Here is a 20,319-nt window from a genome sequence, read left to right as displayed (position 1 = left end):
TGCGGCTCTATTGAATAGGAGTCAAAAATCGACATGAAAACTGCTCTTGTGACCGGCGCATCGTCGGGAATCGGCGAAGCGACGACCCGTCAGCTCGTCAAAGACGGCTACAAGGTATTCGCCGCCGCCCGGCGACTCGACCGGATGAAACCGCTTGAAGCCTTGGGAGTGACACTTGTTCCGCTCGATCTCACTGACGACGCCTCGATCGTCGCTGCGGTGGCGGACGTCGAACGCGCTGCGGGCGGGCGGCTCGACGTGCTCGTCAACAATGCCGGCTATGGTAGCTATGGCGCGCTTGAGGATGTGCCGATGGGAGAGGGCCGCCGCCAGGTCGAAGTGAACTTGATGGGTCTGGCGCGGCTCAGCCAACTCGTCATTCCGCTCATGCGGGCGCAAAAGTCTGGAACGATCGTCAATGTCACTTCGGTCGGCGGCAAACTCGGCGAGCCGTTCGGCAGCTGGTATCACGCCACCAAGTTCGCGGTGGAAGGGCTCTCCGATTGCATGCGGCTCGAACTCAAACCATTTGGCATTCGCGTGATCGTTATCGAACCCGGCGCAATCCGCAGCGAATGGAACGAAATCGCGCGCGACAGCTTGCTTGCGCGATCAGGAGTCACGGCCTACGGCCCCTATGCTCGACGCCATGCCGCGATGCTGAAAAGCGCCGACGCTTCAAGCATGGCCTCTCCGCCTGAAGTCGTTGCGCGGACGATCGGCAAGGTCGTGGCGGCGCGCAATCCGCGCCCGCGCTATGCTACCGGCGGCGGTGCCAAATTGATTATGTTTCTTACCTGGCTGCTTCCCGATCGACTGATCGACAGCCTGTTGTGGCGAATGTCGCAGAGTGCCGGCTAACCGGCTATTCGCCATAGTCCCGGAGGCGGAAAGTCGGCGTGGAGAAAGGCGCGTCAACCAGACAGCACACTATCTCCTCGCCCCGGCCTCCGGCTCAGCGGCTTCGCTTATACGCTTCAGATCGGCGAAAACATGGGCATTTCCCGCCCAGATTGGTCCCGGATCCAAAAGGGTTCCGGTAAATTCCGCCTGCCCTCCAGCCTCCCGGATAAGAAGCAGGCCCGCCATGCAGTCCCAACTGAAAAGACGTGGATCATAATAGCCGCACAAGCGGCTGGCCGCGACATAGGCGAGCATCAATGCACCGGAGCCGACACGGAAAATCACGCCACCCTCACGATAAAGCCTGGTCACGAACTCTCCGGCCTGATCGGCGTCCGCGCGTTCCGTCGCGCCGAAGCCAACGGGGATCGTGGCGATCGTCCAGTCGTCCCGCATAAGGAGCTGCCGGCCATTGAGCCAGGCGCCCTGCCCCCGCATCGCATGGTAGATTTCCTTGAGAACCGGCGCAAAAACGACCCCGGCGACAAGCTCGTCTCCCTCCAGGACGGCGATTGAAACCGTCCAGTTGGGTTGGCCCGTCAGAAAGGCCATCGTTCCATCGATCGGATCGATAACCCATTTGAAAGTGGAGCGGCCGTCAGTCGGGGCGTTTTCCTCGCCGATAATCGCATCATCAGGAAAATGGCTGGAAATCTGGTGCCGGAGATAGGCCTCGACCGACCGGTCCGCCTCGCTGACCAGATCCTGCGGCGAGCTTTTGACCTGGGCGGTCAACCGCCTCGGATGGGAGAAAAGGCGCTTTGCCTTGCTACCGGCGCGCCGGGCGATCTTGCGCGCGAATGCCGCACGAACGCCGATCTCATCTGTGGAATTGCGCTTCGGAAGCATCTTTTACCATTCCTCCCCCTACCGCGCTCTGATGCCATATTTTTACGATCGATGCTATTGCAAATTTTAAAATACAAATGTATCGAATAGTGGAAATGTGAAGAATGCATTTTTATAAACAACTGAAATTCATAAACTATCCGTCTTTTGCGGAGGGCGGAGCTTTGCTCCGCATCAGACGAAACCCAACCATCGACTGCTTTTGAACGGTGCTTCCGCAGGATCAACGCCCTGCAAAAAATGCCGCACAGCATCAGGTTGAACTGACAATTACCGGAGAGAAAGCCAGGCCAGCCCGAAAGCAGCCGGCACGAAGGAGGAAAGAAATGAAAGCAAAATTTAGCACCATTGTGAGCGCTCTGGCGATTGCCGTCGCGTCTTCGAGCCTGCCGTCCGTCGCGTCTGCGGCAGACTGGCTGGAAACGGCGGCGGCCCCGCTCAAGGGCACCGAAATCAGCGGCATTTTCCTGGATCGTCCCGGCTACCGCGCCATCATCAAGCTGCTTCCGGAATTCGAAAAGAAGACCGGCATCAAGGTGAACTACGAGATCGTTCCCTATGAGAACACCCGCGAAAAGCAGGTGCTGAACTTCACCTCGCGCGGGGATTTGACCCTTGCGCTGGTCGACCTCGTATGGATTGGCGAATTTGCCGAAAGCGGCTGGATCGTACCGATTGACGATCTGACCAAGGACAAATCCATCACCGACCCGAACCTCAAGCTCGATGGCTTCTTCCCGCTACTGCTCGACGCCTTCGGTTCATGGGGCGGCACCACCTACGGTCTGCCGTTCGATAACTATTCGGGCCTGCTGTTCTATAATTCGTGCAAGCTGAAGGAGGCGGGTTTCGACAAGCCGCCGGCCACATGGCAGGAACTCAAGGACGTCTACGGCCCCAAGCTGACGGACGCTTCCAAGAACCAGTATGCCTATGCGCTTCAGTCCCGTCGCGGCGAAACGCAATCGGCCGACAGCTTTATGCGCTTCCTGTGGCCATTCGGCGGCTCGCTGCTCACCAAGGAGTTCAAGTCCAATCTTCTAAGCAAGGAAAGCCAGACCGGCCTGACCTTCCGTCAGGATCTGGCCAAGTACATGCCGCCGGGCGTCGTGAGCTGGGATCACGCGGAGGCAGTCAACGCGCTTGCGCAGGGCCAGGTATCGATGATCACCGAATGGTCGGCCTTCTACGGTACCTTGGTCGATCCGGCGACATCGAAGCTCGGCGATTGCCTTGCGGTCGCGCCCGAACCCGCCGGCCCGGCCGGTCGCCTGCCTGCGCTTGGCGGCTTCTCTCTCGCCGTCGCCGAACAGGCCTCCGAAGAGCAGAAGAAGGCAAGCTGGCTGTTCATTCAATGGGCAACGTCGGAAGCCATCGCCAAGGACTATGTTGAAGCTGGCGGCGTTTCCGGCCGCAAGGCTGTCTATGACGACCCGGCAATCAAGGCGAAGTATAAGTTCGTCGACCCGATGGTCGCCTCCTGGCAGGCCGGCGTCCCTGAGTTCCGTCCGCGCTTCCCGGCCTGGCCTGCCATTTCCGAAGTCGTCGCCGAATGGGGCTCAAAGATGCAGCTTGGTGAAGTGACCGTGGAGAACGGCGCCAAGGAAATCGGCACACGCACCGAGGAAATCCTTGGCAAGGATGGTTATTACGACGGCAAGAAGAAGCTGCTGCAGTAATCCCGACCTCCCGGAGGACGGCGGGTCTCATCCCCCGCCGTCCTTTCTTCCTTCTTCACAAGAGTTCCGGTTGACCCGTAATGCTAGAACACTCCCGACAGGCCCTTGAAGAAATCGCCGAAAGCCTCGAACGGATAAATCCCGCCGACTTCGACGCCAGCGTCCGCGAAATTGCCGATGCCCGCAGGATCGCGCTTTACGGCGTCGGTCGCGAAGGACTTCAGATCAGGGGGCTGGCCATGCGGCTGTTCCATCTCGGCCTTGCCACATCCGTCGTCGGCGACATGACGACGCCGAGCCTCGGCAGGGGTGATCTTCTGATCGTTTCGGCCGGTCCGGGCGACTTCTCGACAGTTTCCGCCCTGATGGGCGTTGCGCATGAGGCGGGTGCACGCATCCTGCTCGTCACCGCGCAGGCAGACGGCAAGGCCGCGCGCCGCGCCGACACCATTCTCACTGTTCCGGCGCAAACCATGGCGAACGACCAGGGCTCCGATATATCGGTGTTGCCCATGGGCTCGCTCTATGAGGGAGCACTTTATGTGCTCTTCGAACTTCTGATCCTTTCGCTTCGTGCACGCCTCGGCATTTCCGCCGACGCCATGCGGGCGAACCACACCAATCTCGAGTGACTTCACCGATGCGGCCGCACCCGGTGCCTGAGAGGACGTTATGATTCAAACCAAACCAAACCGAGGATATGGACGCTGGACGCCGGCATGGTTTCTGGCGCCCGCGGTTATCGCGCTGTTCCTGATCGGCATCTACCCCACGCTCTTTGCGATCGTCACCTCGTTCCGGCGATACAACATCGCCCGCCCGCGTGAGGGCTTTCCCTTCATCGGTTTTGAAAACTACGCCTCGGTTCTGACGGACAGCACCTTCTGGGCAAGCCTCTTCCTTACCGCCAAATTCTACGTGACGGTGCTGCCGATTCAGATCGCGCTTGGTATGGGGGTTGCCCTGCTGCTCCACAAGACCGGTCTCGGCCTTCTGAAATCGCTGGCCCGCGTTACGCTCGTCGTGCCGCTTGCCACCACCTATGCCGTCGTCGGCCTTATCGGCCGGTTGATCTTCAACCGCGATTTCGGCGTTGCGAACCAGTTTCTCGGCATGTTCGGTTTTGAAAGCTTCGACTGGCTCGGCTCGCCCGGCGGCGCCTTCGCCGCCATCGTCATCATGGATGTATGGCAGTGGACACCGTTCTGCGCCCTCATCTTCCTGGCCGGCCTTTCCATGGTGCCCGGCGAGATCGAGGAAGCGGCGAGACTTGAGACCTCGTCGAAACTCTCGCTGCTGCGCTACGTGCAGCTGCCCTACCTCATGCCCGGCCTCACCGCCGTGATGATCCTTCGCTCGGCCGACGTCCTCAAACTGTTCGATATGGTGTTCGTGATGACGCGCGGCGGACCGGGTTCCGCGACCGATCTCGTGTCCATCTACATCCAGCGCGTCGGCTTCCGCATCTTCGACCTCGGCACGGCCTCGGCGCAGGCGATCCTGCTGCTCATCCTCACAGTGCTGATCAGTCGTCTCTATATTCGCGTATTCTACAAGGAGGTTAACTGATGCGTCTCTCATCCGGCACCGTCCTGCATGCCATCGGCCTGACCGCAGTTGTCCTCTTCTCGCTTTTCCCGTTCCTCTGGATGGTTGCGGCGAGCTTCAAGACGCAATCGGATATTCTCGCCTCGCCGCCGATGTGGTTTTTCACCCCCACTCTGGAAAATTACGAGGCCATCTTCGCCGATTCCAAGGTGCTCGGCGCGGTGGGGCATTCATTGCTGATCGCCTCAGCCACCACCATTCTTGCGGTCATTCTCGGTGCGCCGGCCGCCTTCGCGCTGGCCCGTTATGAATTTCGCGGCAAGTCGGACCTGTGGTTCTGGTTCATCTCGAACCGCATGACGAGCCCGATCGTGCTTGCGCTCCCGGTCTATCTGCTGGCGATGCAGGCCAATCTGCTCGATACCCATATCGTGCTGATCCTGATCTATCTGACCTTCAACCTGCCGATCGTCGTATGGATCTGCACCGACCAGTTCAAGTCGATCCCTTCCGACCTGGAGCAGGCGGCACGACTGGACGGCGCCGATCAGTTCACCATCTTCCGCAAAATCTACCTGCCGCTCGGTGCGCCGGGGATTGCCGTCTCGGCCATCTTCTCCTTCATCTTCTCCTGGAACGAGCTGCTCTACGCGCTGGTGCTGACCCGCCGCAACGTGCAGACAGCGCCCGTAATCGCGACCAGCTTCATGTCCGGTTACGAGTTGCCCTGGGGCAAGATCATGGCCACCGGAACGGTGATCGTGCTGCCGGTCACGATCTTTGCCCTCATCGTATCGCGCCATATGGTGCGCGGCCTGACCATGGGGGCGACCAAGTGACGGATCCCATCGCCTTTGGCCTCAACCTTTCCTTCTGCGTCAAGCGCTGGGTTACATCCGGACTTTGGGCTCCCTTGGTGCGCGAGCGCATGGGAGTCGATCTCGTGCAGTTTTCGCTGGATCTCGTCGATCCCATGTGGCCATCCGCCGTGCTGGACCGTCATGCCGATACGATCCGCAGGGATGCAGCCGTCACCGGCATCACCATCCATAGCGCCTTCATCGGGCTTGCGCATTACACCTTCAACCAGCTGCTTCATCCGGATCCGGATGTACGCGACTATGCCGAAGCGTGGCTCGGTCGTGCCTATGCCTTTGCCGCCAGGGCCGGAATAAAAAGCGTCGGCGGTCCGCTCGGGGCGACGGCCTCGCGGATTGACGGCAGGGAGGCGGATGCGATCCCCGACGCGGACTATACCGACCTCATCGCCCGCATGATACGTCTTGCGGATCGGGCAAAAACCGAAGGCCTGACCCGTCTTTATGTCGAACCGACCCCCTTGCGCCGCGAATGGCCTTGGACGGTGGCGCAGGCGCGGCGGATGATGGACGACGTTTCGGCAAGCGCCGTAGCCTGGAACTATTGTCTCGACTGGGGCCACGGAACTGTGGAGCCGCTCTATGGCAAAGCCGGCGCAGACATGGAGCCGTGGTTAAGCGGCCTTCGCGATGTCGTCAGCGCGCTGCACGTCCAGCAGACCGATTTCCAGTTCGATCGCCACTGGGATTTCACCACACAAGGCCGGGTCGATCCGGCGGAGGTGGCGTCGCTCGTCCGCAGAACGGGGCTGGCGGGTGCGCCCGTCTTCCTCGAAGTGTTCTATCCTTTTGAACAGGATGACGCTTCCATCCTTGACGCCGTCGAAAAATCCGCGTCGCTTCTCCGCAACGCTTTTGCATGAGAACGGAACCAGACATGGACGATGGCAACAATAATTTCGACGCAAACACCGGCACCGTGCGGGACATGGAAGCCGAGCAGCTCAAGGCGCGCGTGGCCTGGTTCTATTTCGTCGGCGGTCTGACACAGCAGGAGATCGCCGACCGGGTGGGCGTGACGCGCCTGCGCGTGAACAAGATCCTCGGCCAGGTTCGCTCCGATGGGTCGGTCGTGGTGGATATACGTCTCCCGCTGGTCAATTGCGTCAACCTCGAACAGCAGCTCAAGGCCCGCTTCGGGCTGGATCACGTCACGGTCGTGCCCACCCTGCCCGACGCCGGGGAGCAGCAGCGGGTGATTGGCGACGCCGCCGGCACTCTGCTCGATAGCCTTCTCGAAAACGGCATGGGTCTCGGCGTCGGCTGGGGCAAGACGCTTGCCGCCGGACTGCGCCGCATGACGCCCCGTTCGCTGCCCGATAGCTGGGTAACCTCGCTGATGGGCGGCGTGACACGCGGCTCCGGCTCCAGCACCTTCGAAGTGGCGACAGGCTATGCGCGGATCATCGCGGCGGATTGCTATTATCTGGTTGCGCCGCTCTACTTCCCGACCGTTGAAAGCCGCGAAATCCTGCTCTCGCATCACGGTATTCGTGAAACCATGCGGCGGGCCAGGGCAGTTGATGTAGCGCTTCTGTCCTGTGGCGACATGACCGAGCGCTCGTTGCTGATCAAAGTCCCGACGGTGGCGGAAAATGTCGACGCTCTGATCGCGGCCGGTGCAGTCGGCGACCTGCTGGGGGTCTTTCTCGATGCGGATGGCAATCCGGTCGATCACCCCCTGAATGAGCGGGTTCTCTCGCTCAGTCTCCTCGAGCTCAAGAACGTGCGGCATTCCATCCTCGCTTCGGGTGGACTGCACAAGGTGCCCGTTATCCATGCCATCATCAAGGCCGGCTACATCAGACGGCTCGTGACTGACGAAGAATGTGCGGCAGCGCTGCTGGAGCGCGCGGGCGAAAACCCGCGCCTTCCCGCCGGCGATATGCCGTAACGCCAAGTGATCCGGAGTTTGAAATCCATGACGTTCCTGCAACTCAATAATATTCAGAAGAAGTTCGGAGAAATCTCCGTCATCAAGGGCGTGAGCTTTTCCGCAACGAAAGGTGAATTCGTCGTTTTCGTCGGCCCGTCCGGTTGTGGCAAGTCAACGCTCCTGCGCATGATCGCCGGGCTGGAGGACGTCAGCGACGGCATTCTGACCATCGACGGCAAGGACGTCACCTATGAGGAACCCGCCAAGCGCGAGGTTTCCATGGTGTTCCAGTCCTATGCGCTCTACCCGCATATGAGCGTGTTCGAGAACATGGCTTTCGGCCTGCGGATGGCAAAGCTGCCGGAAAACGAGATCAAGGCCCGTGTCGCCGAAGCAGCCCGCATCCTCCAGCTAGAACAGCTTCTGGAGCGCAAGCCGCGCGCCCTTTCCGGCGGCCAGCGGCAGCGCGTGGCAATCGGCCGGTCCATCGTTCGCAATCCGAAAATCTTCCTGTTCGACGAGCCGCTTTCGAACCTCGATGCTGACCTGCGCACGCAGATGCGCGTCGAAATTGCCAAGCTGCACCGCAATCTCGGCGCAACCATGGTCTATGTCACACACGATCAGGTGGAAGCGATGACGCTTGCCGACCGTATCGTGGTTCTGCGGGCGGGCCTGGTCGAGCAGATCGGTACGCCGACCGAACTCTATGACCGCCCCGCCAACACCTTTGTCGCAGGTTTCATCGGCTCGCCGAAGATGAATTTCATCGCAGCCAGGGTGTCGGCGGTCACGGATGGCACGCTGACGCTTGCCCACACCGCCTTCATCGGCGGCACGCTAACGGTGCAGCGCGCCACGCACGCCAAAGTCGGCGACACCGTAACCGTCGGCCTGCGCCCCGAGCATCTGGTGATCAATGGCGGCACGGCGATTCTCGCCCTTGAGGCGGATTTTTCCGAAAACCTCGGTGGCGCTACGCAGATCTATGCCAAGGCGCATGACACGCCGATCATCATCGTCGCCCCCGGCCGGCCCGACCTTGCCGTCGGCACCAGCTTCACCGCCGGCATCGATGCGGGCCACATTTATCTTTTCGACGCCGAAGGCAAGGCGCTCTGATCTCCGGAAGAATGGGCGGATACACCATGATTGCTCTTGTACTCGAACGTAAAGGCGAATTGTCGCTCCGGGACATCGATCTGCCGAGCAGGGTCGGCCCGGATGACGTCAAGATCGCCATCCATACCGTAGGCGTCTGCGGCAGCGACGTGCATTATTACACCCACGGCGCCATCGGCTCCTTCGTGGTGCGCGAACCGATGGTGCTCGGCCATGAGGCGGCCGGCACGGTTACGGCCGTTGGCGACCGGGTGAAAGGATTTGCGGTCGGCGACCGCGTCTGCATGGAACCGGGCGTACCCAACCTCTCGTCGCGGGCCGCCAAGCTCGGCATCTACAATGTCGATCCCGACGTGCGTTTCTGGGCAACGCCACCGATCCATGGCGTGCTGACGCCGGAAGTGGTCCATCCCGCCGCCTTCACCTACAAGCTGCCGGACAATGTGTCCTTTGCGGAAGGCGCCATGGTCGAGCCCTTTGCCGTTGGCTTGCAGGCGGCGACCCGCGCCCGCATCACCCCCGGCGATGTGGCTGTCGTCATCGGCTGCGGCCCCATCGGCATCATGACGGCGCTGGCGGCGCTGGCGGGCGGCTGCTCGCGCGTTATCATCTCGGACCTTTCCGTTCCGAAGCTGAAAATCGCCGCGCAATATGATGGCATCGAGACGGTGGATATTACGCGGGCTTCGCTGCCCGAAGCCGTAAAGGCGGCAACAGACGGCTGGGGTGCCGATATCGTGTTCGAGGCCAGTGGCAGCCCAAAGGCGTATAGCGGCATCTTCGATCTGCTTCGTCCGGGCGGTGCCGTGGTACTGGTCGGCTTGCCGGTGGAACAGACGGCCTTCGACGTCGCCGGTGCCATCATCAAGGAAGCACGCGTCGAGACCGTGTTCCGCTACGCCAACAATTTCGACCGCGCTGTCAACCTGATCGCATCCGGCAAGGTGGATTTGAAACCGCTGATTACCGACACCTTCGCATTCAAGGACAGCATCGCCGCATTCGAGCGGGCCGCCAAGGGGCTGCCGGAAGATGTGAAGCTGCAGATCCGTTTCTGAGCGGGAACGACCGGGGGGATATCGAGAAATGGCTGAGATCATGAAAGGCAAGGTCGCCGCAATCACCGGTGCGGCTTCGGGCATCGGGCTGGAATGCGCCAGAACGCTGGCGGCGGCAGGGGCAACCGTCGTCCTGATCGACCGCGCCGGCGAGCGGCTGAAAGCGCTTTGCGACGACATCGGCGAACGGGCGGTGCCGCTGGTCGCGGACCTGCTCGACACCGCACAGTGTTCGGGACTTCTGCCCCGCATTCTCGACCGTACCGGCCGGCTCGACATTTTCCACGCAAATGCCGGCGCTTATGTCGGAGGTCCGGTCACGGAGGGCGATCCGGACGCCTGGGACCGGATGCTGAACCTCAACATCAACGCCGCCTTCCGTTCCGTGCACGCGGTTCTGCCTTACATGGTGGAGCAGAAATCAGGTGACATCCTTTTCACCAGCTCGGTGGCGGGGGTGGTCCCTGTCGTCTGGGAGCCTGTCTATACCGCTTCGAAATTCGCGGTGCAGGCCTTTGTCCACACCACGCGCCGACAGGTCGCACCGCATGGCGTGCGGGTCGGGGCAATATTGCCGGGCCCGGTGGTAACGGCTCTTCTGGACGACTGGCCGAAGGAAAAAATGGCCGAGGCGCTGGCCAATGGCAGCCTGATGCAGCCCGTAGAAGTCGCGGAGGCCGTGCTGTTCATGCTGTCGCGTCCGCGCAATGTCGTCATCCGCGATCTTGTCATCCTGCCCAATAATGTAGATTTATAGAGGAAATGGAGGTTTCGGCGGCTGCGTGCCGCCGTCAAGGCAGGGTCGGGCAGGATTATGGTGACAGGAACGACGGACAGCGCCACCGGCGCGCCCTGCTTTATCGGTGTGGATGTGGGTACGGGCAGCGCGCGCGCCGGTATTTTCGATACGGCCGGCGTCCTGCTCGGCACGGCGAAGCACGACATTCCCCTCTATCGCGAGGGTAGCCACATCGTCGAACAATCGAGCGCAAAAATCTGGCATGCCGTGTGCCGATCGGTTCAAGGAGCATTGCAGGCAGCCGGCCTGAGCGCGGATCATATCGGCGGCATCGGTTTCGACGCCACCTGCTCGCTCGTCGTGCTCGATCAGGCAGGCAATCCGCTTCCCGTCGGCCCGTCGGAAGACCCGGACCGCGATGTTATCGTTTGGATGGATCATCGCGCCATTCCACAGGCAGCGCACATCAACAGTCTCAAACATCCGGTGCTCGATTATGTCGGCGGCCATATCTCGCCCGAAATGCAGACGCCCAAACTTCTATGGCTGAAGGAAAATCGGCCCGAAATTTTCAAGGGCGCCGGTGCGTTTTTCGACCTCACCGACTTCCTGACCTGGCGCGCAACCGGCAACGACGCGCGCTCCGTCTGCACCGTGACCTGCAAATGGACGTATCTGGCCCATGAGAAGCGCTGGGATGCCAGTTATTTCAGGGCCATCGGCCTCGGTGAACTTGCGGACGAGGATTTCAGCCGCATCGGCACGACGATCCTGGACGCCGGCGCTCCGGTCGGCGACGGGCTGAGTGAAAAAGCAGCCGCAGAACTCGGATTGCGGGCAGGCATCCCCGTGGGCGCCGGCCTGATCGACGCCCATGCCGGCGGGATTGGCACCGTTGGGGCAGAGGCCGAGGGCGAAGGTCCGGCCCAACGCATGGCCTATGTCTTTGGCACCTCGGCCTGTACCCTCAGCTCCTCCGTCGAGCCCAGTTTCGTTCCGGGTGTCTGGGGGCCCTATGCCTCCGCAATGGTGCCGGGCCTCTGGTTGAATGAAGGCGGCCAGTCTGCCGCCGGTGCGGCGATCGCTCACCTCCTGAAAATGCATCCAATGTCAGCCGAAGCGAATGCCAAGGCCCGCACGGCCGGAAAGTCACTGCCAGCCTGGCTGATCGACCGCATCCTGGAAAGGGTCGATAACCTTTCCGAAGCCCCCCTGCTGGCGGGTGAGATCATGGTGGTGCCGGAGTTTCTGGGCAATCGCGCCCCACATGCCGATCCCGATGCACGGGCGATTATTGCCGGTCTTGACCTCAACGATGGTCTTGAGAGCCTGATCGGCCTTTATGTGGCCGGGCTCTGCGGCCTCGGCTACGGCCTTCGCCAGATTCTCAGGGCACAGGTGGAAGCAGGCCTGACGGTCGATACCATCGTCATCAGCGGCGGCGCCGGGGAAAGCGATCTCGTCCGGCAGGTTCTGGCAGATTCCTGCGGCCTGCGCATCCGCGCTGCGGGCACCGCCGAGCCGGTACTGCTGGGGTCCGCCATCCTCGCCGCGGTGGCAAGCGGCCACCAGCCTGATCTCGTTACCGCAATGCGAAGGATGTCGGTGCTCGGCAACGCCTACAATCCTTCCGCGCCATCCGCCGCCTGGCACGACAGACGCTTCGCCATGTTCGAGGGGTTTCAGAACCTTTACCGTTCCAGCGTGCCGTGAATGGGGGGGGCCAGCGAGAGAGTAGCGGCTTTGGCGATGGCGGGGACTGCCGGACGTTTCACAAAACTATCTGGAGACGTTGCTCGCCACCCGATGCCAATGTCCGCAACGCCCCTCATCACTTAAGCCTATCGCGAAGCGAACCGTCGTTTGTCTGCGAAGAATAATCGAAAGACAAACACCGCCCACTCTCCTATGCTGCGCGTGCGGACGACGTGTCCGTCACATGCTCAATCATCGAATAAAACGTTCAAGACATGCTCCGACCGACGAAATCCCAGATTGAAGCCGAGATCATCGACTGTGCTGCCGGACTGTTTGCCAAGCATGGCTTCGCGCATACTTCGGTTCAACAAATCGCGGACACTGTCGGTTACTCCAAGACGGGGTTACTGCACCATTTTCCCAGCAAGCAGGCGATGTATGACGCCGTTGTCAAAGCGCTCCGGGAACATGTGCAGGAGGTCCGTGGCAACGTCGAATCCCTGCCTGTCGGCCGGGAACGCGATCTCGCCGTCGTGGAAGCGGCTGTCGATTTTGCCTTTCGCCAACCGGGAGTGTCGGCACTTTCCAACCGCATAGCGCTGGATCCCAACCCGGAAGACGTACAGATGAACGAAATCGGGTTCATGATGTATGAGGCGCTGGGCATCGATATGGGCAATCTCGACATGGAGCGGTTGATCCGGGTCACCAGCGCATTTTCTGGCCTGGGCGTCTGCGCCAGCCTGGCGGTTGGCACAAAGCTGACCCAGGAATGGCGCGGGCTGATCGTCACTGCGGCAATGGATGCCTTGGGCCACCGCGCCGCATAAGCCCAGACCTAGCGGCCACCCCGCCAGACCACTGACCATTCCCTGTTTGCAGCAGGATTCTGCGCGTGCAACCACGCAACCTTGCTGTGCGCGGCCGACACTACCCGCCTGTCCCACACCGGTTTTGCGGAAGGAATGGCGTTGCCCCTTACCGGAAAAATCCCACCACAAAGAGAAAAACGCGGCTTTCCTCCCGGAAAAAGCGCCAGCGCGCCAGACTTGACGGGCAAAAAAATCCCATATAGACCAAAATGGTCCATTACAGACCAATATAGTCTGTATGGGCCCTATCATATGGCCGTATCGGCCGTTCCGGTCTCTCGCTTGAAAATCAATGGAACCTCCAATGGACGTCTTACATGGTCCCGTCGCCGTCATCAGAAAGCACAGGAGAGCTTTTCTCACACTCAATATAGCTTTTTATGGCCTCTTCGCCGTCTCGATGCTGATGACGATGCTGCTGCCTGAGATACAGGCCTATCTGAAAACCGGTATTGATGAGGCTTACCTGCGCCCAGGTGTCTTCAATACCGTCGCCGAAGCCTATGGCGCCCAGAATCTTCCCAAGGCGATGGGCATGACTTTCATCATCAACCTGTTGGTCGCCTTTGTCATGACGACTTTGCCGTCGCTGATCATCCCCTTCATCGGCATATTGGCGACGTTACATCGCGGTATCCTGTGGGGCATCATGTTCGCACCCCTCGGGCCCCATACGGCAATGCTCATACCCCATTCCATAACCCTTCTGATCGAGGGGCAGGCCTATGTGCTGGCCGCTTTCGGCGCCTATGTGCATGGACGCACATTTCTACGGATAAGCGAATACAGGGTCAGCACCCGCTGGGAAGCCTGGAAAGCCGGGCTTGTTCCCCTTGCCAATATATATTGCCTTGTCATCCTCGCCCTTGCGGTTGCCGCGATCTACGAGGTTCTGGAAGCAATATACATCATTCCCCGTATCATCTGAGCGGGCGGCCGTCGCGGCCACATTACCCACTGATCATTCCCCCGATGAAAACGAAGTCGCACTCCCGGTGCGCTGCCGATCACCTGCGCCTTCCACATCGTCATCGACCTGCGGCGGGCTTCAGCAACAATCACAACCAAGGATCAAAAACCAAATGGCCAATCTTGAAACGAAGGCGCTTACCCGGACGACACTCGGCCTGCTCGCCCTCACCCTCGCGCTCACCGGATGCATGTCGCCTGAAGAGCAGCGCCGGGCAAATCTGTACCAGGACGGAAACACATGCGCCAATTTCGGTTCGCAATATGGTTCGCAGTCTTATACCCAATGCATGCTCCAGCAGCAGCAGCGCCGGGACCAGCAAGGTTTGATCGCCATGGAAACCATGCGCGCCACGTCGGAGACGTCACTCAACAACATCGAAATGATGCGGAGGCTGCGTGAGGGCAAGAGGTGACCCAGGAAGACTGCCATGCCGGCAGCGGTTTCCGCCGCCCACATCCCGTGTCCTCAAGGTAAGTGACCTCTATCCTGCAGCGCCCCGCGTCGGCGGTCAGGCTTGCCGGAAGGCATGAAAACGCCAACATGCCGCACAAGAGATCAGGTCTTGTGCGGCATGTTACCGGTTACCGGCCGGATATCAGCTCCGCCGGCGTGTTATGGTCCTGGCAGACGGTCTTAAAATTCCTGCCAGTCGTCCTTTGACGTATCGACTGCGGCACTGCCCGAGAATGCCGAGGCGATCTTGCGGCCAAGGGCGCGCACGGGCGATGCCACATATTTGTCGTTGCCACCGGCACTGCGAACCGGCGCGGGCTGGCTTCTCTGCTGATAGGCGGTATCGGCAAGCCTGAACTGCGAGAGCAACTGGTTGAGCGAAGCCACCTCCTTGGCGAGGTTGTGGCTTGCGGCATTGGTTTCCTCCACCATCGCCGCATTTTTCTGGGTGTCCTGATCCATCTGGTTGACGGCCGTATTGATCTGCTGGAGACCAGAGGACTGCTCCTGTGCGGATTCCACTATCGAGACGACATGGCGGTTGATTTCCTGCACTTCGAGCACGATGGTTTCCAGCGCCTTGCCGGTATCGCCCACCAGCTGAACGCCCTGCTGTACCTGATCGTTGGAGGTGGTAATCAGCGCCTTGATTTCCTTTGCCGCATTGGCGGAGCGCTGGGCAAGCTCGCGCACTTCCTGGGCGACGACGGCAAAACCCTTGCCGGCCTCACCGGCACGGGCGGCTTCCACACCGGCGTTCAGCGCCAGAAGGTTGGTCTGGAAGGCGATCTCGTCGATCACGCCGATGATGTTGCTGATCTCATTGGCCGATTTGGAGATCTGCTCCATGGCGACCACGGCGCGGCGCACCACTTCGCCCGATTGTTCGGCGCCTGCCTTCGCACGGCTCACGATCTGGCCGGCTTCCTGCGCGCGCTTGGTGGAATCCCTCACCGTCGTGGTGATCTCCTCCAGGGCGGCGGCAGTTTCTTCCACGGCCGCAGCCTGCTGTTCCGTGCGCTTGGCCAGATCGTCGGCAGCCGACTTGATCTCATTGGCGCCAGCACCAATGCCGCCGGCATTCTGCGCAACCTTGGTCAATGCGGCCTGCAGCTTTTCAGCGGACATGTTGAAATCATTGCGAACGGCATCGAGCGTCGCGGTAAACGGCTGGCCGATGCGATAGGAAACATCGCCTTCCGAAAGCTTCGAGAGACCGGCGGCCAGATTGTCGACGGCGAATTTGACGTCGGCCGCTTCCCTTGCCTTCTGTTGCTCGCGCTCGATGCGCTCTTTTTCCGACAGGCTGCGATTGGCTTCGGTTTCCTGTTCCAGACGAATGCGCTCGATGGCGCTTTCGCGGAACACCTGAACGGCTTTTGCCATCTGGCCAACTTCGTCCTTGCGGCTGGTGCCGTCGATCTCGGCTGACGTCTCGCCGGCTGCGAGCGACACCATGCGTCCGCGCAGGCGGGCGATCGGCGCCGTAATGCCGCGGGATGCGACGAACAGCGCGAGAATGATACCGATGGAGAAAACAACCCCAATCACTGCCAGTGACGTCAGGATCGTCGAATTGGTCTTGTCCGTCAGATCGTCACTTCCCTTGATGACGCCCTTGGCCAGCTTGTCCAGAAACGCCGCCATATCATTGGCTGTCGGACGAATGGAGTTATCGGCCTTCAGCATCTCCGCCGCCGCTTCCGCATTGCGGTCAGCCACGCCGAATTCCACGGCCTTGTCGGTGACTGCGACGATCTCCTGCGATTTGGCGATGAAACCGTCAATGGTCGCCGCTTCTTTCGGGAAAGCCGCTTTGACATTGTTCAGACGCACCGCCAAAAGCCGTTTGCTTTCGGTGTAGAATTCCCGGGCAACCTTTATATCCGGGCCGTTCGCATCATAGGCCATCACCTGATAGGCGCCATAAGCCACCGCAGCGAGGTTTCGGTTGGCACGCGAAAGCTCCACCAGACCGGCATTATCATTGGCGATGAAGAACGAATAGGCCGTGTCCGCTTCCTTGAAGCGGCTGGACATGAACGCGGTGGCGCCGAGGCCGACAATACAGAGCGGCAGAATGAGCGACAGGATCTTGGTGCGGATGCTGGCATTTTGAAGAAAAGACACGGAAAACCTCACGTCAATGAAAAACCGCTCCTTCCCCGTGCCGGAGGTGTTCGGCAAGACTTACATTGCACGTCGAACACCTCGATCATCAAGGCTTCGGTAAGCCGCTCATCGGCTTTGGTCGCGGCCGCATCAAACATGCGCCGAAGACAACCTGCCCCGCCCTCCAAATAATGGCGGACCACTCTCCCCCGGCCGTGCGGCACTATCGCCAGCAAGCTGAAATGCCGAGCCAAGTTTTCAGGGAAAAGAGTGCAGCAACGGGTTTCCACCCACGCCTCAATTCATTGCCCTGCAAAATCATTATGATTAAAAACTTTATAATTCCTTCATGCCCCGGCGGGCGGAAAAAATATGACCCAGCAAAATGGAAAACAGAGGCTGCTTCCCCGTCCCGAAGCATTGCGGATCGTCACGGCATGCCATTCTGCAAAGGCTGGCGAAGCCGCGCGCAATGTGCAGGCAGCCCGAAATCCAGCCATGGGAAATGAAGCACCGGCTTCAGATGCAGCCGCGCCGTCGAAATATCATCTGGGGTGGATGGCCTGGGATGGCTGGTGCCGAATATGTTCGGGCACCATATCCGCCCCCGCAGCAGTCGGGGCCGGCTCCAGCTCCGCCTCATCCTCGACGAGGCTGGCATTCGCCTGCAAACGCAGACCCATCACGGCAACGACGAGGAAAAACCAGACGAAACCCGTACTGAGGAAAAAAATCGTTTCCAGAAAACCGAAGAGCAGCACATAGAGCCACACACCGACATAAAGCCTCGTCAAAGGACTGTTGCGCGTGGCGTCATCCATTTTGCCGAGATAGTGGAGCGGCAGCAGATAAAGCCACATCAGCACCAGCACCAGGCCCGGCACACCGCCCGCAAGCAGAAGGTCGAAATAGCCATTGTGCGAATCCGGCGCCGTCGTCGCCCAGGTATTGTTCTCGGTGAAACTCGTCATCAACGCGTCGCTTCGCCAGAACGCCTGGTAGCCATAACCGATGAACGGGCTTTGGCGGATATAATCGATGGCGACGGTCCAGATGTCGGTTCTCCCGGTGAAGGTTGCGTCGATCTTCATTTTCGTCAGCATCTGCGAAAAGACCGGATCGACCGTGGTGCCGACGATAATCACGGCGAAGACGGCGAGAAGCAGGGTCACCACCGCGTAGCGCCAGCGGGGCCAGCGCATGATGAACCAGCCCGTCGCGATAATGATCGGCAACAGGCCGAGCGCTGTCTTGCCGCCCGACTTGACCAGAAAGACCAGCGATAGCAGCAACAGGGCCAAGCCGCCGACAAAGGACCAGCGCTTGCAGAGATAAATCGCAACGATGATCAGCACCGTCATGACGGAGGCGGCCTCGTTCTTGTGCCGGAAAACCCCGCGCCAGTTACCCGCCAGAAGCGGCTCCAGCGCGTCGCTCGCCTGATGGATAGACCGTGAAGGCAGGACAACGACGCCGAAATAGCACAGGAACAGGATGATGATCGTGCAGGTGGCAAGCAGCGTGGCGAAGTGGCGTTCCGTGCGCGGTAGCTGCAGAAAGCAGTCGGCGAGCACGCAGATGATCGCGCACATGAACAGCCGCCGCAGCGAAAACATCGGCGCTTCGCCCACCAGCGAGGTGAAGACATACCAGCCGAAAATCGCCACCATGAGCAGACGCGGCGTGAAGATGATGGAGAAAGAGCGTTCCTTTGCCATGAACGCCACGAAACTGAACAGCAGAATGATGGCGGTGAGCTGGTTGAGCAGGTTGGATCCGGCCGCCATTGCGGACCCCATATACGTCGACGAGAGCGAGACATAGGGCAAAAAGCCGACCGTGAAATAAAGGAACGTCACATAAAACAGGACGTCCCGCCAGTAGCCACGCCCCTGCTGTTCGTGCGCTGCATCCATAAGGGGTTTTTCTCTTCCTTTTTCCATGCCTGCCCGCATCGTGACCGATGCGTCATTTCGATAATATGAATATCCCGCCAAAATCCTATTTTTTAGTTATACATAATACACGGAAGAATAGTATTTACGCGATCTGTCCCTGCCCCGAAAGAACGGAGCCGAAGACGATACTTGAAAGTAACCATATGGAAATACATAGAATTTCCATCGTGATCCATCTTCATCTTCCAAATTTAAGTTGCTGATTTCCCTATTGTTTGATAAACACAGGCCACTGAAAGAGGTCGCCTGCCTCTGTTTAACGGCGACGACATTTTGCTGTATTACGAATATACTAAAGTAATAATCCGAAACTCTGTTTAGCGTATATTAACAACTAACGATATATCTTTGGCTTGTTGATTTCATAAACGCAAAGGGCTGGAAACCTAAGGTGGACGTTCCGATACACACCAATATGGACGATAGCAACAACGATCAGTCAACACAACGCCCGGTTCAGACGGGTGCAACCGGTGTTCGTCCCATGCTCAGGGAGGACGTCCCGGCCGTCGAGGTCGTGCTCGATAGCGCTTTCAAGAAGACCGGACGTGAAGGAAGCTTCGACTTCCGTTCTTACATCGAGACATTGTTTTTTGGCAGTCCCGCCTTTCACCCTGATCACGGCAGCGTCGTCTACGACGCGGGCGAAAACGGGGTCACAAGCGTCATCCTTGCCATACCCATGCGATTTGTCGCGAACGGAGAAACCATAACGGCGAGATTGCTGTGCGCTTTCGCGTCGAAAGGAAAACTCGGGGCGCTTGGAGCCGCGCGCCTGTCCCGCGGCATGCGGGCGACGAAACACGATATGCTGTTTTCGGACACCGCTTCCCCCGTCAGTGCCGATCATTGGATCGCGATCGGCGGCAATATGCTGCCGATGGAAAGTCTGCAATGGCACAAGGCGCTGAAGCCTTTCTGCGCCATAGCGCTGGGCATGCCCCGCCGTTCGCAGCTGGCAAAATCCACGCCCGCTCTGATGGTGCTCGGCTTTGCCGACCGCATCCTGCGCTCCTGGAAAAAAGGCATCAGACCGCAGGAGGTCGCCGGCACCAAAGTGAGACCGGTGGATTTCGAAACGTTCCGCTGCACGGCGCTGACGATGATCGAGCGCTTTTCCGTTCGCCCGGAATGGTCCCACGGGGAATTCCACTGGCTGATAGAAATGAGCAGAGCCAACGACACGCTCGGCGAATTGAGCAGCGTCGCGATTGAAAACGCCGAAGGCCAGGCCATCGGCGCTGCCCTGTTCTTCGGACAGGCGGGACGGACCGCCTATGTGCTGAACCTTGTCTGCGACGCCGGCCGCGAAAACGACGTGCTCAACGCCCTGTTCCGGCATTTCGACGATCAGGGCTATGCCCATGTCACGGGCATGTCACAGCCCTTTCTCATGAACGCGCTTTACCGCCAGAACCACATGACGTTCCGTCATCGCGGTTATTTCTGCATGGCCACCCGGGACGAAGCGCTCAGGGAAAGGGCGCTTGCCGGCGATATCTATATTGGCGGGCTGAGTTCGGAGAGCTGGAGCAAGCTCATCACCGACTATTGAGACCTGCGCCTCCGCGCCGATGATGAGGCGCCCGGCTTACGACCCC

The 20,319-nt window shown here is 59.8% G+C and carries 19 protein-coding genes; 16 read left to right on the top strand and 3 right to left on the bottom strand.

The window, feature by feature from the left end; genetic code table 11:
• Nucleotides 1-33: 33 nt before the first annotated feature.
• The gene (locus AC1ROR_RS01065) at nt 34-861 is read left to right on the top strand and encodes an oxidoreductase (protein WP_498588364.1); all 828 of its coding nucleotides are present in this window, start codon (nt 34-36) and stop codon (nt 859-861) included.
• A 69-nt stretch (nt 862-930) separates the two neighbouring features.
• On the opposite strand, the gene AC1ROR_RS01060 is transcribed toward AC1ROR_RS01065, so the two are convergent.
• On the bottom strand, nt 931-1,752 hold the full coding sequence (locus AC1ROR_RS01060; protein WP_498588363.1) for an inositol monophosphatase family protein: 822 nt from the start codon (nt 1,750-1,752) through the stop codon (nt 931-933).
• 326 nt (nt 1,753-2,078) lie between these two features.
• Between AC1ROR_RS01060 and AC1ROR_RS01055 the strand changes: the two genes are divergently transcribed.
• The 13 genes from AC1ROR_RS01055 to AC1ROR_RS00995 all read left to right on the top strand — a co-directional run bounded on the left by AC1ROR_RS01055 (nt 2,079) and on the right by AC1ROR_RS00995 (nt 14,607).
• Entirely contained in the window at nt 2,079-3,431 is a 1,353-nt protein-coding gene (locus tag AC1ROR_RS01055; protein ID WP_035220046.1) for an ABC transporter substrate-binding protein, read from the top strand.
• Nucleotides 3,432-3,511: 80 nt separating this feature from the next.
• The gene (locus AC1ROR_RS01050) at nt 3,512-4,063 is read left to right on the top strand and encodes an SIS domain-containing protein (RefSeq protein ID WP_498588362.1); all 552 of its coding nucleotides are present in this window, start codon (nt 3,512-3,514) and stop codon (nt 4,061-4,063) included.
• 40 nt (nt 4,064-4,103) lie between these two features.
• Nucleotides 4,104-5,000, top strand: a complete 897-nt coding sequence (locus AC1ROR_RS01045) for a carbohydrate ABC transporter permease (RefSeq protein WP_498588361.1) — start codon at nt 4,104-4,106, stop codon at nt 4,998-5,000.
• The gene (locus tag AC1ROR_RS01040; protein ID WP_142168959.1) at nt 5,000-5,818 is read left to right on the top strand and encodes a carbohydrate ABC transporter permease; all 819 of its coding nucleotides are present in this window, start codon (nt 5,000-5,002) and stop codon (nt 5,816-5,818) included. The genes AC1ROR_RS01045 and AC1ROR_RS01040 overlap by 1 nt, the downstream gene beginning before the upstream one ends.
• Nucleotides 5,815-6,720, top strand: a complete 906-nt coding sequence (locus AC1ROR_RS01035; RefSeq protein ID WP_498588360.1) for a sugar phosphate isomerase/epimerase family protein — start codon at nt 5,815-5,817, stop codon at nt 6,718-6,720. Before AC1ROR_RS01040 ends, AC1ROR_RS01035 begins: the two co-directional genes overlap by 4 nt.
• Nucleotides 6,721-6,734: 14 nt before the next feature.
• Nucleotides 6,735-7,751: a sugar-binding transcriptional regulator gene (locus AC1ROR_RS01030; protein WP_498588359.1), complete on the top strand. Its 1,017-nt coding sequence runs from the start codon at nt 6,735-6,737 to the stop codon at nt 7,749-7,751.
• Nucleotides 7,752-7,778: 27 nt separating this feature from the next.
• Nucleotides 7,779-8,855 carry an ABC transporter ATP-binding protein gene (locus AC1ROR_RS01025; protein ID WP_498588358.1) on the top strand — a complete coding sequence of 359 codons (1,077 nt, stop codon included), beginning with the start codon at nt 7,779-7,781 and terminating at the stop codon, nt 8,853-8,855.
• Nucleotides 8,856-8,881: 26 nt separating this feature from the next.
• Nucleotides 8,882-9,913 (top strand): NAD(P)-dependent alcohol dehydrogenase, encoded by a 1,032-nt coding sequence (locus AC1ROR_RS01020; RefSeq protein ID WP_035220671.1) that lies wholly within the window; start codon nt 8,882-8,884, stop codon nt 9,911-9,913.
• Nucleotides 9,914-9,941: 28 nt separating this feature from the next.
• A complete protein-coding gene (locus AC1ROR_RS01015) occupies nt 9,942-10,670 on the top strand; it encodes an SDR family oxidoreductase (RefSeq protein WP_142168953.1) in 729 nt (242 codons plus the stop codon).
• 57 nt (nt 10,671-10,727) lie between these two features.
• Nucleotides 10,728-12,365 (top strand): FGGY-family carbohydrate kinase, encoded by a 1,638-nt coding sequence (locus tag AC1ROR_RS01010; protein WP_498588357.1) that lies wholly within the window; start codon nt 10,728-10,730, stop codon nt 12,363-12,365.
• A 257-nt stretch (nt 12,366-12,622) separates the two neighbouring features.
• A complete protein-coding gene (locus AC1ROR_RS01005; protein ID WP_498588356.1) occupies nt 12,623-13,180 on the top strand; it encodes a TetR/AcrR family transcriptional regulator in 558 nt (185 codons plus the stop codon).
• 346 nt (nt 13,181-13,526) lie between these two features.
• On the top strand, nt 13,527-14,150 hold the full coding sequence (locus AC1ROR_RS01000; protein ID WP_498588355.1) for a hypothetical protein: 624 nt from the start codon (nt 13,527-13,529) through the stop codon (nt 14,148-14,150).
• Between the two features lie 154 nt (nt 14,151-14,304).
• A complete protein-coding gene (locus tag AC1ROR_RS00995) occupies nt 14,305-14,607 on the top strand; it encodes a hypothetical protein (RefSeq protein ID WP_142168945.1) in 303 nt (100 codons plus the stop codon).
• Between the two features lie 221 nt (nt 14,608-14,828).
• Here AC1ROR_RS00995 and AC1ROR_RS00990 read toward each other — a convergent pair whose 3' ends face one another.
• On the bottom strand, nt 14,829-16,778 hold the full coding sequence (locus tag AC1ROR_RS00990; RefSeq protein ID WP_498588354.1) for a methyl-accepting chemotaxis protein: 1,950 nt from the start codon (nt 16,776-16,778) through the stop codon (nt 14,829-14,831).
• Between the two features lie 65 nt (nt 16,779-16,843).
• Here AC1ROR_RS00990 and AC1ROR_RS00985 point away from each other — a divergent pair, with 65 nt between their 5' ends.
• A complete protein-coding gene (locus AC1ROR_RS00985; RefSeq protein ID WP_208612395.1) occupies nt 16,844-17,269 on the top strand; it encodes a hypothetical protein in 426 nt (141 codons plus the stop codon).
• 36 nt (nt 17,270-17,305) lie between these two features.
• Here AC1ROR_RS00985 and uppW read toward each other — a convergent pair whose 3' ends face one another.
• Entirely contained in the window at nt 17,306-18,676 is a 1,371-nt protein-coding gene (gene uppW / locus AC1ROR_RS00980; RefSeq protein ID WP_167377476.1) for a Wzy-type polysaccharide biosynthesis protein UppW, read from the bottom strand.
• A 526-nt stretch (nt 18,677-19,202) separates the two neighbouring features.
• Here uppW and AC1ROR_RS00975 point away from each other — a divergent pair.
• The gene (locus AC1ROR_RS00975; RefSeq protein ID WP_498589151.1) at nt 19,203-20,273 is read left to right on the top strand and encodes a GNAT family N-acetyltransferase; all 1,071 of its coding nucleotides are present in this window, start codon (nt 19,203-19,205) and stop codon (nt 20,271-20,273) included.
• The last annotated feature ends 46 nt before the right edge of the window (nt 20,274-20,319 follow it).

This window comes from Agrobacterium sp. GW821-FHT14E08 (assembly GCF_058803865.1).
The sequence above is the reverse complement of the archived record's forward strand: the minus strand, read 5'-3'. Positions and strand labels throughout refer to the sequence as shown.

Excerpts from the sequence above, each read along its gene's own strand:
- AC1ROR_RS01065 (WP_498588364.1), top strand. The coding sequence starts at position 34 with ATGAAAACTGCTCTTGTGACCGGCGCATCGTCGGGAATCGGCGAAGCG.
- AC1ROR_RS01060 (WP_498588363.1), bottom strand. The coding sequence starts at position 1,752 with ATGCTTCCGAAGCGCAATTCCACAGATGAGATCGGCGTTCGTGCGGCA.
- AC1ROR_RS01055 (WP_035220046.1), top strand. The coding sequence starts at position 2,079 with ATGAAAGCAAAATTTAGCACCATTGTGAGCGCTCTGGCGATTGCCGTC.
- AC1ROR_RS01050 (WP_498588362.1), top strand. The coding sequence starts at position 3,512 with ATGCTAGAACACTCCCGACAGGCCCTTGAAGAAATCGCCGAAAGCCTC.
- AC1ROR_RS01045 (WP_498588361.1), top strand. The coding sequence starts at position 4,104 with ATGATTCAAACCAAACCAAACCGAGGATATGGACGCTGGACGCCGGCA.
- AC1ROR_RS01040 (WP_142168959.1), top strand. The coding sequence starts at position 5,000 with ATGCGTCTCTCATCCGGCACCGTCCTGCATGCCATCGGCCTGACCGCA.
- AC1ROR_RS01030 (WP_498588359.1), top strand. The coding sequence starts at position 6,735 with ATGGACGATGGCAACAATAATTTCGACGCAAACACCGGCACCGTGCGG.
- AC1ROR_RS01025 (WP_498588358.1), top strand. The coding sequence starts at position 7,779 with ATGACGTTCCTGCAACTCAATAATATTCAGAAGAAGTTCGGAGAAATC.
- AC1ROR_RS01020 (WP_035220671.1), top strand. The coding sequence starts at position 8,882 with ATGATTGCTCTTGTACTCGAACGTAAAGGCGAATTGTCGCTCCGGGAC.
- AC1ROR_RS01015 (WP_142168953.1), top strand. The coding sequence starts at position 9,942 with ATGGCTGAGATCATGAAAGGCAAGGTCGCCGCAATCACCGGTGCGGCT.
- AC1ROR_RS01010 (WP_498588357.1), top strand. The coding sequence starts at position 10,728 with ATGGTGACAGGAACGACGGACAGCGCCACCGGCGCGCCCTGCTTTATC.
- AC1ROR_RS01005 (WP_498588356.1), top strand. The coding sequence starts at position 12,623 with ATGCTCCGACCGACGAAATCCCAGATTGAAGCCGAGATCATCGACTGT.
- AC1ROR_RS01000 (WP_498588355.1), top strand. The coding sequence starts at position 13,527 with ATGGACGTCTTACATGGTCCCGTCGCCGTCATCAGAAAGCACAGGAGA.
- AC1ROR_RS00995 (WP_142168945.1), top strand. The coding sequence starts at position 14,305 with ATGGCCAATCTTGAAACGAAGGCGCTTACCCGGACGACACTCGGCCTG.
- uppW (WP_167377476.1), bottom strand. The coding sequence starts at position 18,676 with ATGGATGCAGCGCACGAACAGCAGGGGCGTGGCTACTGGCGGGACGTC.
- AC1ROR_RS00975 (WP_498589151.1), top strand. The coding sequence starts at position 19,203 with ATGCTCAGGGAGGACGTCCCGGCCGTCGAGGTCGTGCTCGATAGCGCT.